The organism is Streptosporangium sp. NPDC005286, from assembly GCF_040607515.1.
Classification (GTDB): Bacteria; Actinomycetota; Actinomycetes; order Streptosporangiales; family Streptosporangiaceae; genus Streptosporangium.
In genome coordinates, this window is the sequence record NZ_JBEXGU010000198.1 from 1 (window position 1) to 16,041 (window position 16,041).

Here is a 16,041-nt window from a genome sequence, read left to right on the forward strand (position 1 = left end):
GGCCTCACGAGGTAGGGTTCCGGGCGACCGTGGTCCGGCGGCCCCCGACTTGACGGGACACCCGCCACGTAATAGAACACGTTTCAGAAAGTAGCCCTACCAAGCGTTAGATCGACCACTTGGCAAGACGGCGTGCCCCCTGGGAGAGAGGGAGAACAGTCCCGCCCGTGACGGACGTCCCGCGAGGAACGTTCCGCGCGAACGGGGGAGCACGTCGCCGACCACACTCGCAGGCCGCACCGACAACGAGCCGCGTCACGGGAACGCCGACCCGGTTCACGCAGGAGGACCGTTGGACATCGATCTGGTCGACCAGGACTTCTACTGGCGGAACGGCGCGCCGCACGATCAGCTTGCCTGGCTACGGGCGAACGCGCCGGTCTACGCGCACCCTGGTGACGCCGAACGGGACTGGCCGGGTTTCTGGGCGGTCACCCGGCACACCGACGTGGTGCACGTCTCCCGCCGCTCCGACCTGTTCTCCTCAAGCAGGAAGCTCGCGCTCTTCGACGAGATGCCCGAGGACCAGCGCGCCCTCCAGCGGATGATGATGCTCAACCAGGACCCGCCGGAGCACACCCGGCGGCGCTCCCTGGTCAACCGGGGGTTCACCCCCCGCATGATGGGCGCCCTTGAGCAGCACATCCGCGACATCTGCCACGAGCTGGTGGACGAGGCCAAGGCACGCGGCTCGGTCGACTTCGTCAGGGACATCTCCGCCCCGCTGCCGCTGTACGTGATCTGCGAGCTGCTCGGCGCCCCCGTCGAGGACCGGGACAAGATCTTCAACTGGTCCAACCGGATGATCGGGGCCAACGACCCGGACTACGCGACCGACCCCGCCGAGGGCACGGACGCGGCCATGGAGGTCTACGCCTACGCCAACACCCTGGCCGCCGAGCGCCGGGAACGGCCCCGCGAGGACATCGTCACCAAGCTGATCATGCCCGACGCCGCCGGGGAGACCCTCACCGAGGAGGAGTTCGACCTGTTCGTGCTGCTGCTCGTGGTCGCGGGCAACGAGACCACCCGCAACGCGGCCTCGGGCGGCATGCTCGCCTTCTTCGAACACCCCGAGCAGTGGCGGCGCCTGGTCGCCGACCGCACCCTCGCCCGCACCGCGGCCGACGAGATCGTCCGCTGGGTCTCCCCGGTGAACCTCTTCCGCCGTACGGCCACCGTCGACACGACGATCGGCGGCCAGGAGGTCAAGGCCGACGACAAGATCGTGGTCTTCTACAGCTCCGCCAACCGGGACGAGGAGGTGTTCGCCGACCCCGGCACCTTCGACATCGGCCGCGACCCCAACCCGCACATCGGCTTCGGCGGTGGCGGTGCCCACTTCTGCCTCGGCAACCACCTCGCCAAGCTGGAGCTGCGGGTGCTCTTCGAGGTGCTGGCCGAGCGGCTGCCGAACCTGGAGCAGGCCGGCCCCGCCCGCCGGCTCCGCTCCAACTTCATCAACGGCATCAAGGACCTGCCGATCTCCATAACCTGAGGCCCGGCCGCCTCTCCGCACACCCGGTACTGCGTCGTCTGCCGGGACACGAGGAGGTGAGGAGATGACCGATCCCGGTAGGCGGGCCGCCCTTGACCTGGGCACCGCCCGGACCCGGCTGCTCTCCGGCGGCGACACGCTGACCTACGAGCCCTCCGCCGTCCCGGCGGATCCGTCGAGTCAGGTCACGGGTGCGGCCGACGCCGTACCTGACGGACGATGGCGCTGGCCGGTACGGCACGGCATCGTCACCGACCCGCCCGGATGCGCCCGGCTGGCCCGCCGTGTCCTGTCCGGCCTCCTCAACGACCTTTCGAAAGGCTTCGATGACCCGAGAGCCGCCTCCGTCCCCGTCAGGGGTGGAGGCGGCGCTGCTTAAATAAATCGTTTAACACGATTTATTGACAACAGATCGTTCGATAGGCGATCGTGGTTCGCATGTCCGCGAACCACGATGAATCAGCCGGTGCCTTCACGCCTCCGAACCCGAGCCAGGCACGAGCGCACCGCGAGTACGCCTCCCTGTCGCGCATCACCGAGCGCCACGCGACCGACGACGCCCGGCGCCGCCGGCAGGTCCACCCCACGGTCCTCGGGGCGCACGAGGCCGTCCGGCTGGTGTCGTTCCTGCTGAGCGGCGCCGCCGAGCGCGAGGAGGGCGAGCCGGAGGTGGACCGCGCCGACATCACCGCCGCCCTGACCCTGCTGCCCCGCGCCCGCGCGGAGATGGACGAGCTGGAGGCGGCGCTCCTGCTCATGGCGCGCGGCCGCGACCTCACCTGGCAGGAGATCGCCTTCGGCCTCGGCCTCGGCACCCCCCAGGCGGCCAAACAACGCTACGAACGACTGGCCGGCCGCACCGAGGGGTCCACGAACGCGCCGGCCACACGGTGATCCTTGGCCGGATGACGGTCTCCAGCGGTTTCTCGACCGGGTCGGCCGCGCGGATGGTGCCGCCCTCAGCGCGGATCTTCTCCAGGCAGGCGGTGATCCTCGGAGGTGGGCTCCGGCAGTGCCGCCGGGCCGGGACGCGGGGAGGTCTCCTGCGGGGGATCCGGCAGAGGCGGCGGACGCTCAGGAGCCGGGCGCGGGAGAGGGCGGGGTCAGACTCCATACCCGTATCTCTCCATCGAAGCCGGCGGAGACGACGACCGGCTGCCCCCGCAGTCGCGTCACCAGCATCGTCGTGATCTCCTGTGTGCGGCCGGTGGACGGCCTGCCAATCTGCTCGCGGGTGGCCAGATCCCACACCCGCACCCCGTCGTAGCCGCCGGAGACGACGACCGGCCGCCCCGCCAGCTCCGTCACCGTCACCGACTCGACTCCCGAGGTGTGCCCGGTGAACGGTTTGCCGACCTGCTCGCGGGTGGCCAGATCCCACACCCGCACGGTGCTGTCGTAGCCGCCGCAGACGAGAACCGGCCGCCCCTGCGACTCCGTCACCGCCATCGACTCGACCGAATAGGTGTGCGCGGTGAACGGACTGCCGATCCGCTCGTGGGTGGCCAGATCCCACATATATATTTTTCCGTTACCGGTGGCGATGACGACCGGCTGCCCCGCCGGCTCCGCCACCAGCACGGACGTGAGCCCCGTACCGGGGCCGGTGAGCAGCCCGCCGATCTGCTCGCGAGTGGCCAGATCCCACACCCGCATCCCGTCGTGGTCGCCGGAGACGACGACCGGCCGCCCCGCCAACTCCGCCACCGTGACCGCGTAGCCGGTGAACGGCCTGCCGATCTGCTTGCGGGTGGCCAGATCCCACACCCGCACGGTGCGACTCTCGTCGCCACCACCGCCGGAGACGACGACCGGCCGCCCCTGCGACTCCACCACCGCCATCGAATGGATTCCTCCGGTGTGTCCGGTGAACGGCTTACCGACCGGCATGCCGAAGGGAACGGCCTTCGAAGTCTGGCCGGGTGACGGAACGGAGGTCCTGGAGGAACCCGTGGCGGATGAGGACGGTAACGACAGGGCCGAGGTTCCGGAGGGGGTCGTGGACGGCGGGGTGGAAGATTCGGGGGACTCCGGTTGCCACGACCAGAAGACCGCGGCGGCCGGGACGAGAGCGGTGACGATCGCCGCCGCGGCCACCAGGCGCCACCTGACGGAACGGCGCGGAGCATGGGACGCCGGAGGCGGCGGAGCGGGGCCGCGCGGCCGGTGATCCACCGTGCTGGGTTCCTCCGTGCTGGATTCCTCACGGCTGCTGGACTCCTCACCGGTGAGGGTGGCGAGCAGGCCGGCCACGGTGGGCCGGGCGCCGGGGTCCTTGGCCAGGCAGGCTGCCAGCAGCGGGCGGATACGCTCGGGCACTCCGGCGAGGTCGGGTTCGCGGTTGGAGACGGCGTTCATCACCGCCGCCGGTATGGCGCCGGGGAATGCCGGATGCCGCGTGGCGGCGAACACCATGGTGGCGGCCCAGCTGAACACATCCGACGCCGTGCCGGCCTGGTGACCGTCAAGCTGTTCCGGCGACAGGTAGGCGGGGGTGCCCACCAGCCCCGAACCCGTGGTGGTGACGGCCAGCACCCGGGCGATTCCGAAGTCGATGACCACCGGCCCCTCCGGGCCCATGATCACGTTGTCGGGTTTGAAATCACGGTGGATGATCCCTGCCCGGTGGATCGCGGCCAGCGCCGTCAGGGTGGCGACCGCGAGCCGGTCCAGGCTGCTGCCGATCCGCGGCCCGTCGCCGGTGACCAGTTCCTTCAGCGAAGGCCCGGGGATGTACTCACTGACCAGGTAGGGCCGATCGCCGACAATCCCCCCGCCCAGCACCTGGGCGGTACAGAACGCCGCGACCCGGCGGGTGATCTCCGCCTCGCGCATGAACCGCTCGCGCACCTTGGGATCGGTCGCCATCCGGACGTGGAGCACCTTGATCGCGACCTTGCGGTCCGCAGGATCGTGGCCGAGGTAGACCACGCCCTGACCTCCGTCGCCCAGCACCCCGCTCAGCCGGTAGCCGCCGATCCGCTCGGGGTCGCCCACGGTCAGCGGGCCCGGCTCGGACATCGCTCACCTCGTCTCCACGTCCCCGTCAGCGGACGGCCGGAACCGCTTCTGATCCAAGGAATGACGATAGGCGGCCCCCTGCCGCAGCAGAAGCCCCGCGGCCCGGAATGCTCCGGGCAGCCGATCCGGAGAGGCCCGGCCTCAGGGCCAGGAGGAGTCCTGGTCGGGGTCGCCGCCGTCGGAGAGCAGCTTGATGTCCGACTCGACCATCATCGCCACCAGCTCCTCGAAGGTGACCGAGGGTTCCCAGCCGAGCTGGACGCGGGCCTTCTTCGGGTCGGCGCAGAGCAGGTCGACCTCGGCGGGGCGGTGCAGGGTCTGGTCGGTGACGACGTACCGCTCCCAGTCGAGCCCGGCGGCGGCGAAGGCGGCCTCGGTCAGGTCGCGGACGGTCTGGGTGCGGCCGGTGCCGATCACGTAGTCCTCGGGCGTGTCCGTCTGGAGCATCAGGTGCATCGCACGGACGTAGTCTCCGGCGAACCCCCAGTCGCGACGCGCCTCCATGTTGCCCAGGCGCAGCTCCGAGGCGACGCCGAGCTTGATCCTGGCCACCCCGAGGCTCACCTTCCTGGTGACGAACTCGGCGCCCCTGCGCGGGGACTCGTGGTTGAACAGGATCCCCGACACCGCGTACATGCCGTACGACTCGCGGTAGTTCTGCGTCAGGAAGTGCCCGTACGCCTTGGCCACGCCGTACGGCGAGCGGGGGTGGAATGGGGTGATCTCGGTCTGCGGGGTCTCGCGGACCTGGCCGAACATCTCCGAGGACGACGCCTGGTAGAACCGGATCTGCCCGGATCCGGCGGCCGTACGCGAGGAGGAGATCCCGGAGCAGACCCGGATGGCCTCCAGCATGCGCAGCACGCCCATGCCGGTCACCTCGCCGGTGAGCTCGGCCTGCTCCCACGACATGGGGACGAACGAGATGGCGCCCAGGTTGTAGACCTCGTCGGGCTGGACCTTCTCGACCGCGGAGATCAGCGAACCCTGGTCGAGCAGGTCACCCCGGACGAGCTGAACGTCCTGCAGGAGCTTGCGGAGCCGTGAGACGCGCGGGTTGGCCTGCCCTCGGGCCAGACCGAAGACCTCGTAGCCCTGACTGAGCAGGCACTCGGCCAGATAGGAACCGTCCTGCCCGGTGATACCTGTGATCAGCGCGCGCCTGGCCAACGCGTCCTCCTCGCTTGCGGGGGCGGGACCTATGCCTGGTCTTATGCCGTTTGATTGGCGAATGTACCGTCCCACCCCCGTGTGGGCACTATCTCCCTCACGGCGCAGCTAGAACGCGTTCCACCGAATCCTGTTCGGTCAGGTTAACCTCCCAGCTCGTGCCCGGTGAAGCAGGCCCTAGGAACAATTCCACATCAGGTACAACAGAGCTACCGAATGGTAGTGTCCGAGGACTAAGGTCATCTTTCACGGTACCTGTCCCCTTTCGGGCAGGGTGAGAAAGGGGTTGCCGTGCCGGGTGCTGAATCACTGCGGGTGGCACTGCTGTCGTATCGCAGCAAGCCGACCTGCGGTGGGCAGGGCGTCTACCTGCGTCACCTCAGCCGCGAACTGGTCGCCCTCGGGCACAGCGTGGAGGTCCTCTCCGGCCAGCCCTACCCGGAGCTCGACGAGGGCGTCATCCTCACCAAGGTCCCCAGCCTGGACCTGTACCGCGACGAGGACCCCTTCCGTACTCCCGGCCTCCGCGAGTACCGCGACTGGATCGACCTGCTCGAGGTCGGCACCATGTGGACCGCCGGGTTTCCCGAGCCGCTGACCTTCACCCTGCGGGCACACCGCGAGCTGAAGAAGCGCGTCGGCGACTTCGACGTGGTGCAGGACAACCAGACCCTCGGCTACGGACTGCTCGGCATCCAGAAGCTGTTCCCCGTGGTCGGGACCATCCACCACCCGATCAGCGTGGACCGGCGCATCGAGCTGAAGGCGGCTCCGCTGCGCAAGAAGCTCTCCATGCGACGCTGGTACGGCTTCGTGCGCATGCAGGCCAAGGTCGCGCCGCGGCTCAGCCCGATCCTGACCGTCAGCGAGTCCTCCCTCGCCGACATCCACCGCGACTTCAACGTGCCCCAGAAGAACATGCGGCTCATCCCGCTGGGCGTCGACACCCGCTACTTCCACCCGCGCCCGGAGCTTCCCAAGCGGCCCGGCTCCATCGTCGCGGTGGCCAGCGCCGACTCCCCGATGAAGGGGGTCGCGACGCTGCTGCGGGCCGTGGCGAAGCTCGCCACCGAACGCGACGTCCACCTGACGGTGGTCAGCAAGCCCACCCCCGGCGGCCCGACCGAGAAGCTCGTCGGCGAGCTGGCGCTGCGGGACCGGGTCAGGTTCGTGCACGGCATCTCCGACACCGAACTGGGCGAGCTGATCGCCACCTCGGAGATCTCGGTCGTCCCCTCCCTGTACGAGGGCTTCTCGCTGCCCGCCGTCGAGCACATGGCCTGCGGCACCCCGCTGGTCGCCAGCCGTACCGGGGCGCTGCCCGAGGTCGTCGGCGACGCCGCCGTACAGGTGGCCCCCGGCGACCCCGAGGAGCTGGCCGCGGTGCTGCGCCGCCTGCACGACTCTCCCGAGGAGCGGGCCGCGGTGGGCAAGAAGGGCTACGACCGGGTCATGGAACGCTTCACCTGGAACGTCGTCGCCAAGCGGACCGTGGAGGCCTACCACGAGGCCATCCAGGCCCACCGCGCGAAGTGAGCGACCCCCTGAAACGATCACCTCTCACAAGGAGCGGCCAGTGCTGACTGTCGACTTCGACCGGTTGCCCGTGGGTCCGGGGACCCGGGTGCTGGACCTGGGGTGTGGCGGCGGACGCCACGCGTTCGAGGTACTGCGGCGCGGTGCCGACGTGGTGGCCTTCGACATGGACGCGGGGGAGCTGGAAGGCGTGGCGAGCATGTTCGCCGCGATGGACAAGGCCGGTGAGATACCGCCCGGGGCGACGGCGGACACCGTGACGGGCGACGCGCTCGACATGCCGTTCGAGGACGGCGCCTTCGACCGGGTGATCGCGGCCGAGGTGCTGGAGCACATCCCCGACGACATGGCCGCGATGCGGGAGATCTTCCGGGTCCTCAAGCCTGGTGGCCAGGCGGCCATCACGGTGCCGAGCTTCCTGCCGGAACGGATCTGCTGGGCGCTCGACGAGGCGTACCACACCGCTCCCGGCGGGCACGTCCGCATCTACACGCTGGCCGAGCTGAGCGCGAAGCTCAAGTCGACGGGCTTCACCATCGGCCCGCACCACCACGCCCACGGCCTGCACGCGCCGTACTGGTGGATCAAGTGCGCGGTCGGCGTCGACAACAACGACCACCCGCTGGCCAAGGCCTACCACGAGCTGCTGGTCTGGGACATCATGAAGCGCCCCGCCGCCACCAGGATCGCCGAGGCCGTGCTCAACCCGCTCATCGGCAAGAGCGTGGTGCTCTACGTCCGGAAGCCCGCATGATCTCCTGGGAACAGGTTGTGCAGACCGCCCAGAGCATCGCGGCGGTACAGGAGCCCGACGGCGGCGTCCCATGGCCCGAGGGGCACGTGGACGCCTGGAACCATGTCGAGTGCCTGATGGCGATGAGCGTGGCGGGGCTGACCGGCCCCGCCCGCCGGGGATACGACTGGCTGGTCCGCACGCAGCGCTCCGACGGCTCCTGGCCGATGAAGCTGGTCGGCGGCGAGGCCGTCGAGCAGGGCGGGGAGTCCAACCACGCCGCCTACCTCGCGGTCGGCGTCTGGCACGAGCTGCTGGTGACCTCCGACGAGGACTTCGCCCGGCGGATGTGGCCTCCGGTCCGGGCGGCGCTGGACTTCGTGGTCGGCCTGCAGACCACCCGGGGCGAGATCGTCTGGGAGCGCGCGGCCGACGGCAGGCCCGCCGGGTACGCGCTGCTGACCGGCTGCGCCTCCATCCACCAGGGCCTGCGCTGCGGCGTGCTGCTCGGCGAGCACCTGGGCGACCCGCAGCCCGACTGGGAGCTGGCCGCCGACCAGCTCGGCCACGTACTGGTCGCCCACCCCGAGGCGTTCGCCGACAAGAGCCGCTTCTCGATGGACTGGTACTACCCGATCCTGGGCGGCGCGGTGCGCGGCCCGGCCGCGCGGGCACGGCTGGCCGAGGAGTGGGACACGTTCGTGGAGCCGGACCTCGGCATCCGCTGCGTCTCCGACCAGCCATGGGTGACCGGTGCCGAGACGTGCGAGCTGGTGCTCACCCTCGACGCGCTGGGCGACCGGGACCGGGCGCGGAAGCTCTTCTCGGACATGCAGCACCTGCGGCACGAGGACGGCTCGTACTGGACCGGCTGGCAGTTCGTGAACGAGAAGTGGTTCCCCTACGAGCGCTCCGCCTACACCGCGGCCGCGGTCGTACTCGCCGCCGACGCGCTGGCCGGGCACACCCCCGCCGCGGGCATCTTCCGCGACGCGGGCAAGTACCTGACCGACCGCCCCACCGCCACCTGCGGCTGCAGCCACGCCCGTTCCAGGAGCTGAGCTCCCGGCCTCCGGCCGAGGCGTCGGCGTTTTCTTTGCACGGAATCAGAAACGTGGTGCTTGAAGGGCTGAATGCGGCTCACTACGTTCGGGTCCGTGAGTAATGCGGAGGGCACTCGGACGGTAGCTCAGAGCGATGACACCGAGACGGCCGGCGCGGAGGCCGTCCCGGAAAGCACCCCTGACCCGCCACCCCCCACCCCCTCGAACCCGGCACCTCCGCGGCGACCCGAACCCACGGGTTCGGCCGGCCCTCCGGACCCCGCCGAGCATCCGGGTCCGCAGGAATCCTCGGTCTCCTCCCCCCGGCCGGACTTCTCCGAGCCCGGCTCACCCGAACCCGACCTTTCCGAACCCAACCTTTCCGAGCCCGACCTTTCCGAGCCGAGGGCGGCGGCTCCGGGGGCGTCGGCGCCGCCCAGGCCGAACGGCGTGGCCCGGCTGCTGTGGCAGAACCCCGCCCGGGTGGGGTTCGGGGTGCGGCGGTTCCGGCTGGGGCCGGCGCGCGAGCGGCTGGAGGGCGCGGAGCGGTCGTTCACGGCCGGGTTCAACGCGGTGGTCGCCGGGGAGGCCGAGCGGATCGACGACCTCCGCGAGGACCTGCGCGGTTTCGCGTACGAGGGCGCGGGCATGGCCTGCGCCACCCTCGACGTGCTCACCCTCACCGGCGGGCGCCGCCTGCGGGAGCTGCTGAGCGGGCCGGGGATGCGCTACCCGCACCTCATCCATTTGGGCACCGGCCGGGCGTACGCCCGGATGCGGCTACGGCCGATGTGGGGCGTCCGCTCGGTGCACCCGCTGCTGCGCTGGCTGGCCCACGACGGCTTCGGCTTCCACCAGGGTTTCTTCTCCGCGGACCGTACGGTGGGACGCCAGCGGACGGCGGGGCTCATGGATCGGACCCGGAGAGCGATCTTCGATCAGGGACTGGGGCGGATGCTCTGGTTCCACGAGTGCGCGGGGGCGGATGACGTCGTGCTGCGCATCGCCGAGTTTCCCGCGGGGCGCCGCGCCGACCTGTGGAGCGGCGTGGGCCTGGCCGCCACGTACACCGGAGGTGCCGGCGTCGCGGACCTGGGGCGGCTGGCCTCCGCCGCGGCCGAGGACGGTTTCCGCGCCCACCTCGCCCAGGGGTGCGCCTTCGCCTGCGCCTCCCGGCTGATATCGGCCGTGGTCCCCGAGCACACCGTCGCCGCCGCACCCGTGCTGTGCGGGGCCGAAGTGGACGAGGCGGCGGGCTGGACCGACACCGCGCTCGTCGCGCTGGGCCACAACGCGCACAGCGGCGACCACTACCAGGCCTGGCGGGCGGGGGTCCGGAAGGCCTGGGCACGGCGCGACCGCGACTTATGACCGCGGCTCGAAGGAGTGGTGCGGACGATGCCGGACCACGCCACCGCGAGCCGGTCGCGGCCGAGATCGTCACCTGCGGCTCGAAGGGGCGGTGAGAGCGATGTCAGGGGTTCGCAGGTACGCGGCGGGAGTCCTCGCCCTGATCGCCGCCGCCGCCGGGTGGAGGCTGACCGGCCTGCCGGACACCTCGGTCGCGGAGACGTCGGCCGACTTCTCCTTCCACGCGAGGCCGCTCGGGCCGCCCCCGGGACCCGGTGACCGCACCCTGCGGCCGGTCGCGGCGGGATACGCCGGTCTCCAGGGCTGGGTGTCGTCGCTGGGCGCCGGGGTGGCGCTGTTCGACGTGGACAACGAGGTCGTCGCCGACGACCTGTGCCTGGTCGATCCCCGCCATGACACGGTGACCGTCAGGCGGGCACCGGGGACACCCCGGGGCTACCGGCCGTTCACACTGGTCCCCCCGGATCGCAGGCGGTACGAGGCGCCGGCCGGGTGCCTGCCCGCCGACCTCGACCAGGACGGCTGGCAGGACCTGGTCGTCTACTACTGGGGCCGCTCCCCCTCGCTCTTCCTGCGCGTGCCCGGGGTACCCCCTTCCGGAACCGCCTTCCGCCACCGCGCGCTGACCACGGAGCCGGAGATCTGGAACACCAGCGCCGCCACGACCGGTGACTTCGACGGGGACGGCCGCCTCGACCTGGTCTTCGGCGACTATTTCCCCGACGGCGTCCGGGTGCTGGGCGACGGTGCCCCCAACGACGGTGCCCCCGACGACAGCGATCCCGACGACGGCGGCCCCGGCAGTGCGGTGATGCCCGACTCGCTGTCCGCCGCCGCCAACGGCGGCGGCGCCCGGCTCTACCTGGCGAGCGGACCTGCGCGGTTCACCGAGGCCGAAGGGGTGTTCGACGAGATCGGGAACGGAGGCTGGATCCTGGCGCTGGGCACCCAGGACCTGGACGGCGACGGGCGGCCCGAGCTGTACCTGGCATGCGACTTCGGCCCCGACCGGCTGCTGGTCAACGAGTCGGTGCCCGGCCGGATCCGGTTCACCGAGGCCAGGGGCACCCGGCACCTGACGACTCCCGCCTCCAGGGTCGTCGGCCGCGACTCGTTCAAGGGGATGGGCGTCGGCTTCACCGACCTCAACTCCGACGGCAGGCCGGACATCCTGGTGAGCAACCTCACCGAGGACTACGCGCTGCACCAGAGCAACTTCGCCTTCGTGTCCCGGCCCGGCGACCTGCACGGGGGGCACGCGCCCTACGACGACCTCGGTGAGGAACTGGGGCTGAGCCGCAGCGGCTGGTCCTGGGACGTCAAGGCCGCCGACTTCGACAACGACGGCGACGACGAGATCATGCACGCGACCGGGTTCGTCAGGGGTGAGGTCGACCGGTGGGCGCAACTGCAGGAGGCGGCGGCGGCGAGCGATCTGTTCCTCTCCCGCCCCGCGCTCTGGCCGAGCATCCGGGCCGGGGACGACCTATCGGGCCGCGACACCAACACCTTCTTCACCAGGGGTGAGGACGGCCGCTACGCGGACGTGGCCCGGCGGGCCGGGGTCGGCGGCGACAGCGACGGCACGGTCAGCCGGGCCTTCGCGGTGGGCGACGTCGACGACGACGGGCGACTGGACTTCGCGGTCGCCAACCAGTGGTCGGAGTCGGTGCTCTACAGCAACCACGGCCCGACGGCACCGTTCGTGGGCCTGCGGCTCCGTCTCCCCGCGGGCCCCTGCCTCCCATCCCCCGCACCGCGCTCCGGACCGGAGCGGCCCGCCCTGGCCCAACCGGGCCGGACACGGCTCCGTCCGGCGCGCCGGGAGTGGACACGCCCCGGGCTGACGCGGCCCGCCATCGGGGCCGTCGCCACGGTGCGCCCGCCCGGCGGGGTCACGCGTAGCAGGCAGCTCTACCCCGCCAACGGGCACAACGGCTTCTCCGCGCCCGAGCTGCTGTTCGGCCTGGGCGACCACCTGCCGGACTCCCCCGTCCCCGTCGAGATCTCCTGGAGGGACGCCTGCGGCGGCACCCGTACCGCGTCGGTGTCCCTGGAGCCCGGCTGGCACCGGATCCTGCTGGCCGACGGCCACGCCTCGGAGATCCGCCGTCCGTGAGCGCCGCCCCGCCCCCCGAGACGGCCAAGTCCAGGATCTCCGGCCCGAACCGAGGCAGGGCGCTCCGGCGGTCGGCGTGGTCCCTCACCCTGCTCACCGTGCTCGGGCACACCGTGCTCGGCTTCGAGCAGTCCCCTCTGGCGCCGGTGGCCGGCGCGCTCACCGGCGTGACCACCGAGTTCGTGCTGGAGACCGTGGAGGCGTGGGCATGGCGGCGCCCGGCCCGCTACCTCGGGGTGCCCCGCGACCGGGTCGCCGACTTCTTCCTGCCCTCCTACATCCGCGGCCTGCTCTGCGCGATGCTGCTGTACGGCAACGGGCATCTGATGCCGATCGTGCTCGCCGTCCTGATCGGCGTCGGCAGCGCGTACCTCTTCCGCGTGCGGGCGCCGGAGCCGGCGCGAACGGCGGATGGGGCGGGAACGACGAAACCGGCGAGGCGGACCGGCGGGGACGTGCCCGGCGCCGCGTTCCTGAATCCGGTGGCCTTCGGGATCGTCGTCGTGCTGCTGCTGTTCCCGTGGGTCGGCCTCGCCCCCGCCTACCAGTTCACCGCGTGGGTCTCGGGTCCTTTCGACCTGATCGTGCCGCTGGCCGTGCTGGCAGGGGGCGTGCTGGCGAACGCCGGACCCACCGGCAGGATGCCGCTGGTCCTGGGCTGGGCGGGCGGGTTCGCCCTGCAGGCGTGTCTCAGGGGCGGTCTGGGCGACGTGTCGACGGTCAGCGCCCTGCTGCCGATGACCGGGACCGCCTTCGCCCTCTACACCGGCTACGTGATCACCGATCCGGGCACATCCCCGGTCAGGGCGCGCGACCAGGTCGTGTTCGGCCTGGCCACGGCGGCGGTCTACGGGCTGCTGGTCCAGTTCCACGTCGTCTTCGGGCCGTTCCTCGCCCTGGTGATCGTCTGCGCGGGCCGGGAGCTGAAACGGCTCCGCCGCCCGCCCGGCACCGGGCGCCCCGCACAGGGTGATCAGCCGATGCCGGGGCCGATCCGTTCGAGCACCCGCAGCGAGCCCTCCTGCCGGACCTCCCTGAACGCGCCGGAGGCGAGCGCCCGCCGGTAGACGCGGTACGGCGCCTGCCCGCCCGTGGCCGGGTCCGAGTAGATGTCATGGAAGACCAGGGCGCCGCCCTGCATGACGTGCGGCGCCCACCCCTCGTAGTCCCTGGTCACCGGGAGTTCGGAGTGGCCGCCGTCGATGAAGAGCATCGCCAGCGGGGTGTTCCACAGCCCGGCGACACGCTCGGACCTGCCGACGATCGCGATGACCTCCTCCTCGAGACCCGCGGAGGCGATGGTGGTGCGGAAGGTGGGCAGCGAGTCCATCTTGCCGAATCGAGGGTCCATCAGGGTGGGGTCATGGTGGGCCCACCCGGGCTGGATCTCCTCGGAGCCCCGGTGGTGGTCCACCGTGAAGACGACGGACCCGGCCTGCCGGGCACCCGCGCCGAGGTAGACCGCCGACTTCCCGCAGTAGCTGCCGATCTCGCAGATCGGGCCGCGCGGGCCGTACTCGACGGCGGTCTCGAACAGCGCGATTCCCTCCTCATGCGGCATGAAACCCTTGGCGTGCTGGGCGGCGTACAGCAGGTCGGCGGGCATGGTGGCGTTGCTCATCACAGCAGACTACCCATACCGAACAACATTCCGATCAGCCCTTGCCCGACCTTATGGAACGTGTTCTACTTTGCACCGTGAACCAGCGCGCCCGCATCGTGATGTCCGACGACGAGGTGACGGCTTTCGTCGGTGAGTCGCGGAAGCTGCAGCTCGGCACGATCAACCCGGACGGCACCCCGCATATGGTGACCATGTTCTACGGGTTGACCGAGGGCAAGATCTCATTCTGGACCTACGGCAAGGCCCAGAAGACACTCAACATCCAGCGCGACGCCCGAGTGAGCTGCCTGATCGAGGCCGGGGAGGAATACTCCGACCTGCGCGGCGTACTGGTGTACGGGGTGGCGCGGAGGATCGACGACCCCGAGGGCATCCTCGGCATCGGCATGAACGTGGCCAGACGGATGGCCGGGATGCCCGACGCGGAGGAGTTGCTCACCGAGTACGTGACCTACACCGGCCGCAAAAGGGTCGCCTTTGTGGTCGAGCCCACTCGTGTGATCTCTTGGGATCACCGTAAGCTCGCCATTCCCGGCTAGGAGGCCCGCATGAAAATCAAAGTCGACTATCTGGTCTGCGAGGCCAATGCGATCTGCATGGGACTCGCCCCGGAGGTCTTCGAACTCGACGACGACGACCAGCTGCACCTGCTGCTGCCTGAGCCGCCGCCGGAGATGATGGACCGCGTCCGGCACGCCGTGCGGTCCTGTCCCAAAGCCGCACTCTCCGTTGAGGAGAACTAGGAGGTCCCCCCATGCGTGGTGCGCTTCTGCATGCCGTCGGCGACGACAAGCTCGACATCCGCGATGACTTCACCCTCGCCCCGATGGGCCCGACGGACGTCCGCGTCAAGGTCCGGGCCACCGGTGTCTGCCACTCCGACCTGTCGGTGATCAGCGGCGTGCTGCCCATGCCGCTGCCGGTCATCCCCGGCCACGAGGGCGCCGGAGAGGTCGTCGAGGTCGGCGACCACGTGACCACGGTGCAGCCGGGCGACCACGTCATCATCAACTGGACCCCGGCCTGCGGCACCTGCGCGAACTGCCTGGTCAACCAGCCGTTCCTGTGCATGACCTACGTGATGGACAGCTTCGTCAACGCCCGCTTCCGCTACGGCGGCGACACCCCGGCGTTCGGCATGGCCGGGTGCGGCACCTGGTCCGAGGAGATCGTCGTACCCTGGCAGGGCGCGATCAAGGTCGACCCCGAGGTGCCCTTCGAGGCGGCGGCCCTGATCGGCTGCGGGATCACCACCGGCGTCGGCGCGGCGCTCAACACGGCCAGGGTGAAGGCCGGCTCGACGGTCGCCGTGGTCGGCGCCGGCGGCATCGGCCTCTCGGTGATCCAGGGTGCCCGCATCTCCGGCGCCACCACGATCCTGGCGATCGACCCGCTGGAGTCCAAGCACGCCCTCGCCAAGAAGGTCGGCGCGACCCACGCCATCACTCCCGACCAGCTGATGGACGCGCTCGGCACGCTCACCGGCGGTGCCGGATTCGACTACGGCTTCGAGGCCGTCGGCAAGTCCGCCGCCATCATGACGGCCTGGCAGGCGACCCGCCGGGGTGGCGACATGATCGTGGTGGGCGCGGGCGCGATGGACGACAACGTCCCGCTGAGCGCCTTCAGCCTGCTGTTCGAGGGCAAGAACATCCTCAGCTCGCTGTACGGCGGCTCGGACGTCCGGCGTGACTTCCCGTTCTTCGCGGGACTCTACAAGGCCGGCAAGCTCGACCTGGAGAGCATGATCAGCTCCCGCATCAAGCTGGCCGACCTCAACGACGCCGTGGCGGCGCTCAAGGGCGGCGAGGTCCTGCGCCAGATCGTCGTCATGGACTGAGCAGCGCCCGGAACCGAGCCCGCGCACCGGGTCACCGGGCCGCCCGCCTGAGCAGGGCGTGCCGGTGACCCCGTCCGGGTCACCGG

The 16,041-nt window shown here is 70.8% G+C and carries 15 protein-coding genes; 12 read left to right on the forward strand and 3 right to left on the reverse strand.

The genetic code is table 11. The annotated features are described in order from the left end of the window. The first annotated feature begins 292 nt into the window (after positions 1-292). The 3 genes from ABZU75_RS40320 (at position 293) to ABZU75_RS40330 (ending at position 2,392) form a co-directional block, all read left to right on the forward strand. The gene (locus tag ABZU75_RS40320; RefSeq protein WP_355566692.1) at positions 293-1,498 is read left to right on the forward strand and encodes a cytochrome P450; all 1,206 of its coding nucleotides are present in this window, start codon (positions 293-295) and stop codon (positions 1,496-1,498) included. 64 nt (positions 1,499-1,562) lie between these two features. Further along, positions 1,563-1,877, forward strand: coding sequence for a hypothetical protein (locus tag ABZU75_RS40325; protein ID WP_355566695.1), 315 nt, complete (start codon positions 1,563-1,565; stop codon positions 1,875-1,877). A 59-nt stretch (positions 1,878-1,936) separates the two neighbouring features. Further along, entirely contained in the window at positions 1,937-2,392 is a 456-nt protein-coding gene (locus ABZU75_RS40330) for a DNA-binding protein (RefSeq protein WP_355566698.1), read from the forward strand. 180 nt (positions 2,393-2,572) lie between these two features. On the opposite strand, the gene ABZU75_RS40335 is transcribed toward ABZU75_RS40330, so the two are convergent. Beyond that, a complete protein-coding gene (locus ABZU75_RS40335; RefSeq protein WP_355566701.1) occupies positions 2,573-4,519 on the reverse strand; it encodes a serine/threonine-protein kinase in 1,947 nt (648 codons plus the stop codon). 141 nt (positions 4,520-4,660) lie between these two features. Beyond that, positions 4,661-5,689, reverse strand: a complete 1,029-nt coding sequence (locus tag ABZU75_RS40340) for a GDP-mannose 4,6-dehydratase (RefSeq protein ID WP_355566704.1) — start codon at positions 5,687-5,689, stop codon at positions 4,661-4,663. A 291-nt stretch (positions 5,690-5,980) separates the two neighbouring features. Here ABZU75_RS40340 and ABZU75_RS40345 point away from each other — a divergent pair, with 291 nt between their 5' ends. The 6 genes from ABZU75_RS40345 to ABZU75_RS40370 all read left to right on the forward strand — a co-directional run bounded on the left by ABZU75_RS40345 (position 5,981) and on the right by ABZU75_RS40370 (position 13,558). Beyond that, the gene (locus ABZU75_RS40345) at positions 5,981-7,225 is read left to right on the forward strand and encodes a glycosyltransferase family 4 protein (RefSeq protein WP_355566707.1); all 1,245 of its coding nucleotides are present in this window, start codon (positions 5,981-5,983) and stop codon (positions 7,223-7,225) included. A gap of 40 nt (positions 7,226-7,265) precedes the next feature. After that, positions 7,266-7,979, forward strand: a complete 714-nt coding sequence (locus ABZU75_RS40350) for a methyltransferase domain-containing protein (protein ID WP_350914363.1) — start codon at positions 7,266-7,268, stop codon at positions 7,977-7,979. Next, positions 7,976-9,019: a prenyltransferase gene (locus ABZU75_RS40355; RefSeq protein WP_355566711.1), complete on the forward strand. Its 1,044-nt coding sequence runs from the start codon at positions 7,976-7,978 to the stop codon at positions 9,017-9,019. The genes ABZU75_RS40350 and ABZU75_RS40355 overlap by 4 nt, the downstream gene beginning before the upstream one ends. Positions 9,020-9,451: 432 nt before the next feature. Beyond that, positions 9,452-10,372 carry a DUF1702 family protein gene (locus ABZU75_RS40360; protein WP_355566714.1) on the forward strand — a complete coding sequence of 307 codons (921 nt, stop codon included), beginning with the start codon at positions 9,452-9,454 and terminating at the stop codon, positions 10,370-10,372. Positions 10,373-10,472: 100 nt separating this feature from the next. Further along, a complete protein-coding gene (locus ABZU75_RS40365; RefSeq protein ID WP_355566716.1) occupies positions 10,473-12,491 on the forward strand; it encodes a CRTAC1 family protein in 2,019 nt (672 codons plus the stop codon). Beyond that, positions 12,488-13,558, forward strand: coding sequence for an enediyne biosynthesis protein UnbU (locus ABZU75_RS40370; protein WP_355566719.1), 1,071 nt, complete (start codon positions 12,488-12,490; stop codon positions 13,556-13,558). Before ABZU75_RS40365 ends, ABZU75_RS40370 begins: the two co-directional genes overlap by 4 nt. On the opposite strand, the gene ABZU75_RS40375 is transcribed toward ABZU75_RS40370, so the two are convergent. Continuing rightward, on the reverse strand, positions 13,465-14,112 hold the full coding sequence (locus ABZU75_RS40375) for a class I SAM-dependent methyltransferase (protein WP_355566722.1): 648 nt from the start codon (positions 14,110-14,112) through the stop codon (positions 13,465-13,467). The genes ABZU75_RS40370 and ABZU75_RS40375 overlap by 94 nt on opposite strands. 77 nt (positions 14,113-14,189) lie before the next feature. Here ABZU75_RS40375 and ABZU75_RS40380 point away from each other — a divergent pair, with 77 nt between their 5' ends. From ABZU75_RS40380 to ABZU75_RS40390, 3 genes are read left to right on the forward strand one after another with little or no spacing between them, the layout of a single operon-like run. Then, the gene (locus ABZU75_RS40380) at positions 14,190-14,654 is read left to right on the forward strand and encodes a pyridoxamine 5'-phosphate oxidase family protein (protein ID WP_355566725.1); all 465 of its coding nucleotides are present in this window, start codon (positions 14,190-14,192) and stop codon (positions 14,652-14,654) included. Between the two features lie 9 nt (positions 14,655-14,663). Then, entirely contained in the window at positions 14,664-14,858 is a 195-nt protein-coding gene (locus ABZU75_RS40385) for a ferredoxin (protein WP_030913934.1), read from the forward strand. Positions 14,859-14,869: 11 nt separating this feature from the next. Continuing rightward, entirely contained in the window at positions 14,870-15,955 is a 1,086-nt protein-coding gene (locus ABZU75_RS40390) for a Zn-dependent alcohol dehydrogenase (RefSeq protein WP_350914349.1), read from the forward strand. The last annotated feature ends 86 nt before the right edge of the window (positions 15,956-16,041 follow it).

Excerpts from the sequence above, each read along its gene's own strand:
- ABZU75_RS40325 (WP_355566695.1), top strand. The coding sequence starts at position 1,563 with ATGACCGATCCCGGTAGGCGGGCCGCCCTTGACCTGGGCACCGCCCGG.
- ABZU75_RS40330 (WP_355566698.1), top strand. The coding sequence starts at position 1,937 with ATGTCCGCGAACCACGATGAATCAGCCGGTGCCTTCACGCCTCCGAAC.
- ABZU75_RS40335 (WP_355566701.1), bottom strand. The coding sequence starts at position 4,519 with ATGTCCGAGCCGGGCCCGCTGACCGTGGGCGACCCCGAGCGGATCGGC.
- ABZU75_RS40355 (WP_355566711.1), top strand. The coding sequence starts at position 7,976 with ATGATCTCCTGGGAACAGGTTGTGCAGACCGCCCAGAGCATCGCGGCG.
- ABZU75_RS40365 (WP_355566716.1), top strand. The coding sequence starts at position 10,473 with ATGTCAGGGGTTCGCAGGTACGCGGCGGGAGTCCTCGCCCTGATCGCC.
- ABZU75_RS40375 (WP_355566722.1), bottom strand. The coding sequence starts at position 14,112 with ATGAGCAACGCCACCATGCCCGCCGACCTGCTGTACGCCGCCCAGCAC.
- ABZU75_RS40385 (WP_030913934.1), top strand. The coding sequence starts at position 14,664 with ATGAAAATCAAAGTCGACTATCTGGTCTGCGAGGCCAATGCGATCTGC.
- ABZU75_RS40390 (WP_350914349.1), top strand. The coding sequence starts at position 14,870 with ATGCGTGGTGCGCTTCTGCATGCCGTCGGCGACGACAAGCTCGACATC.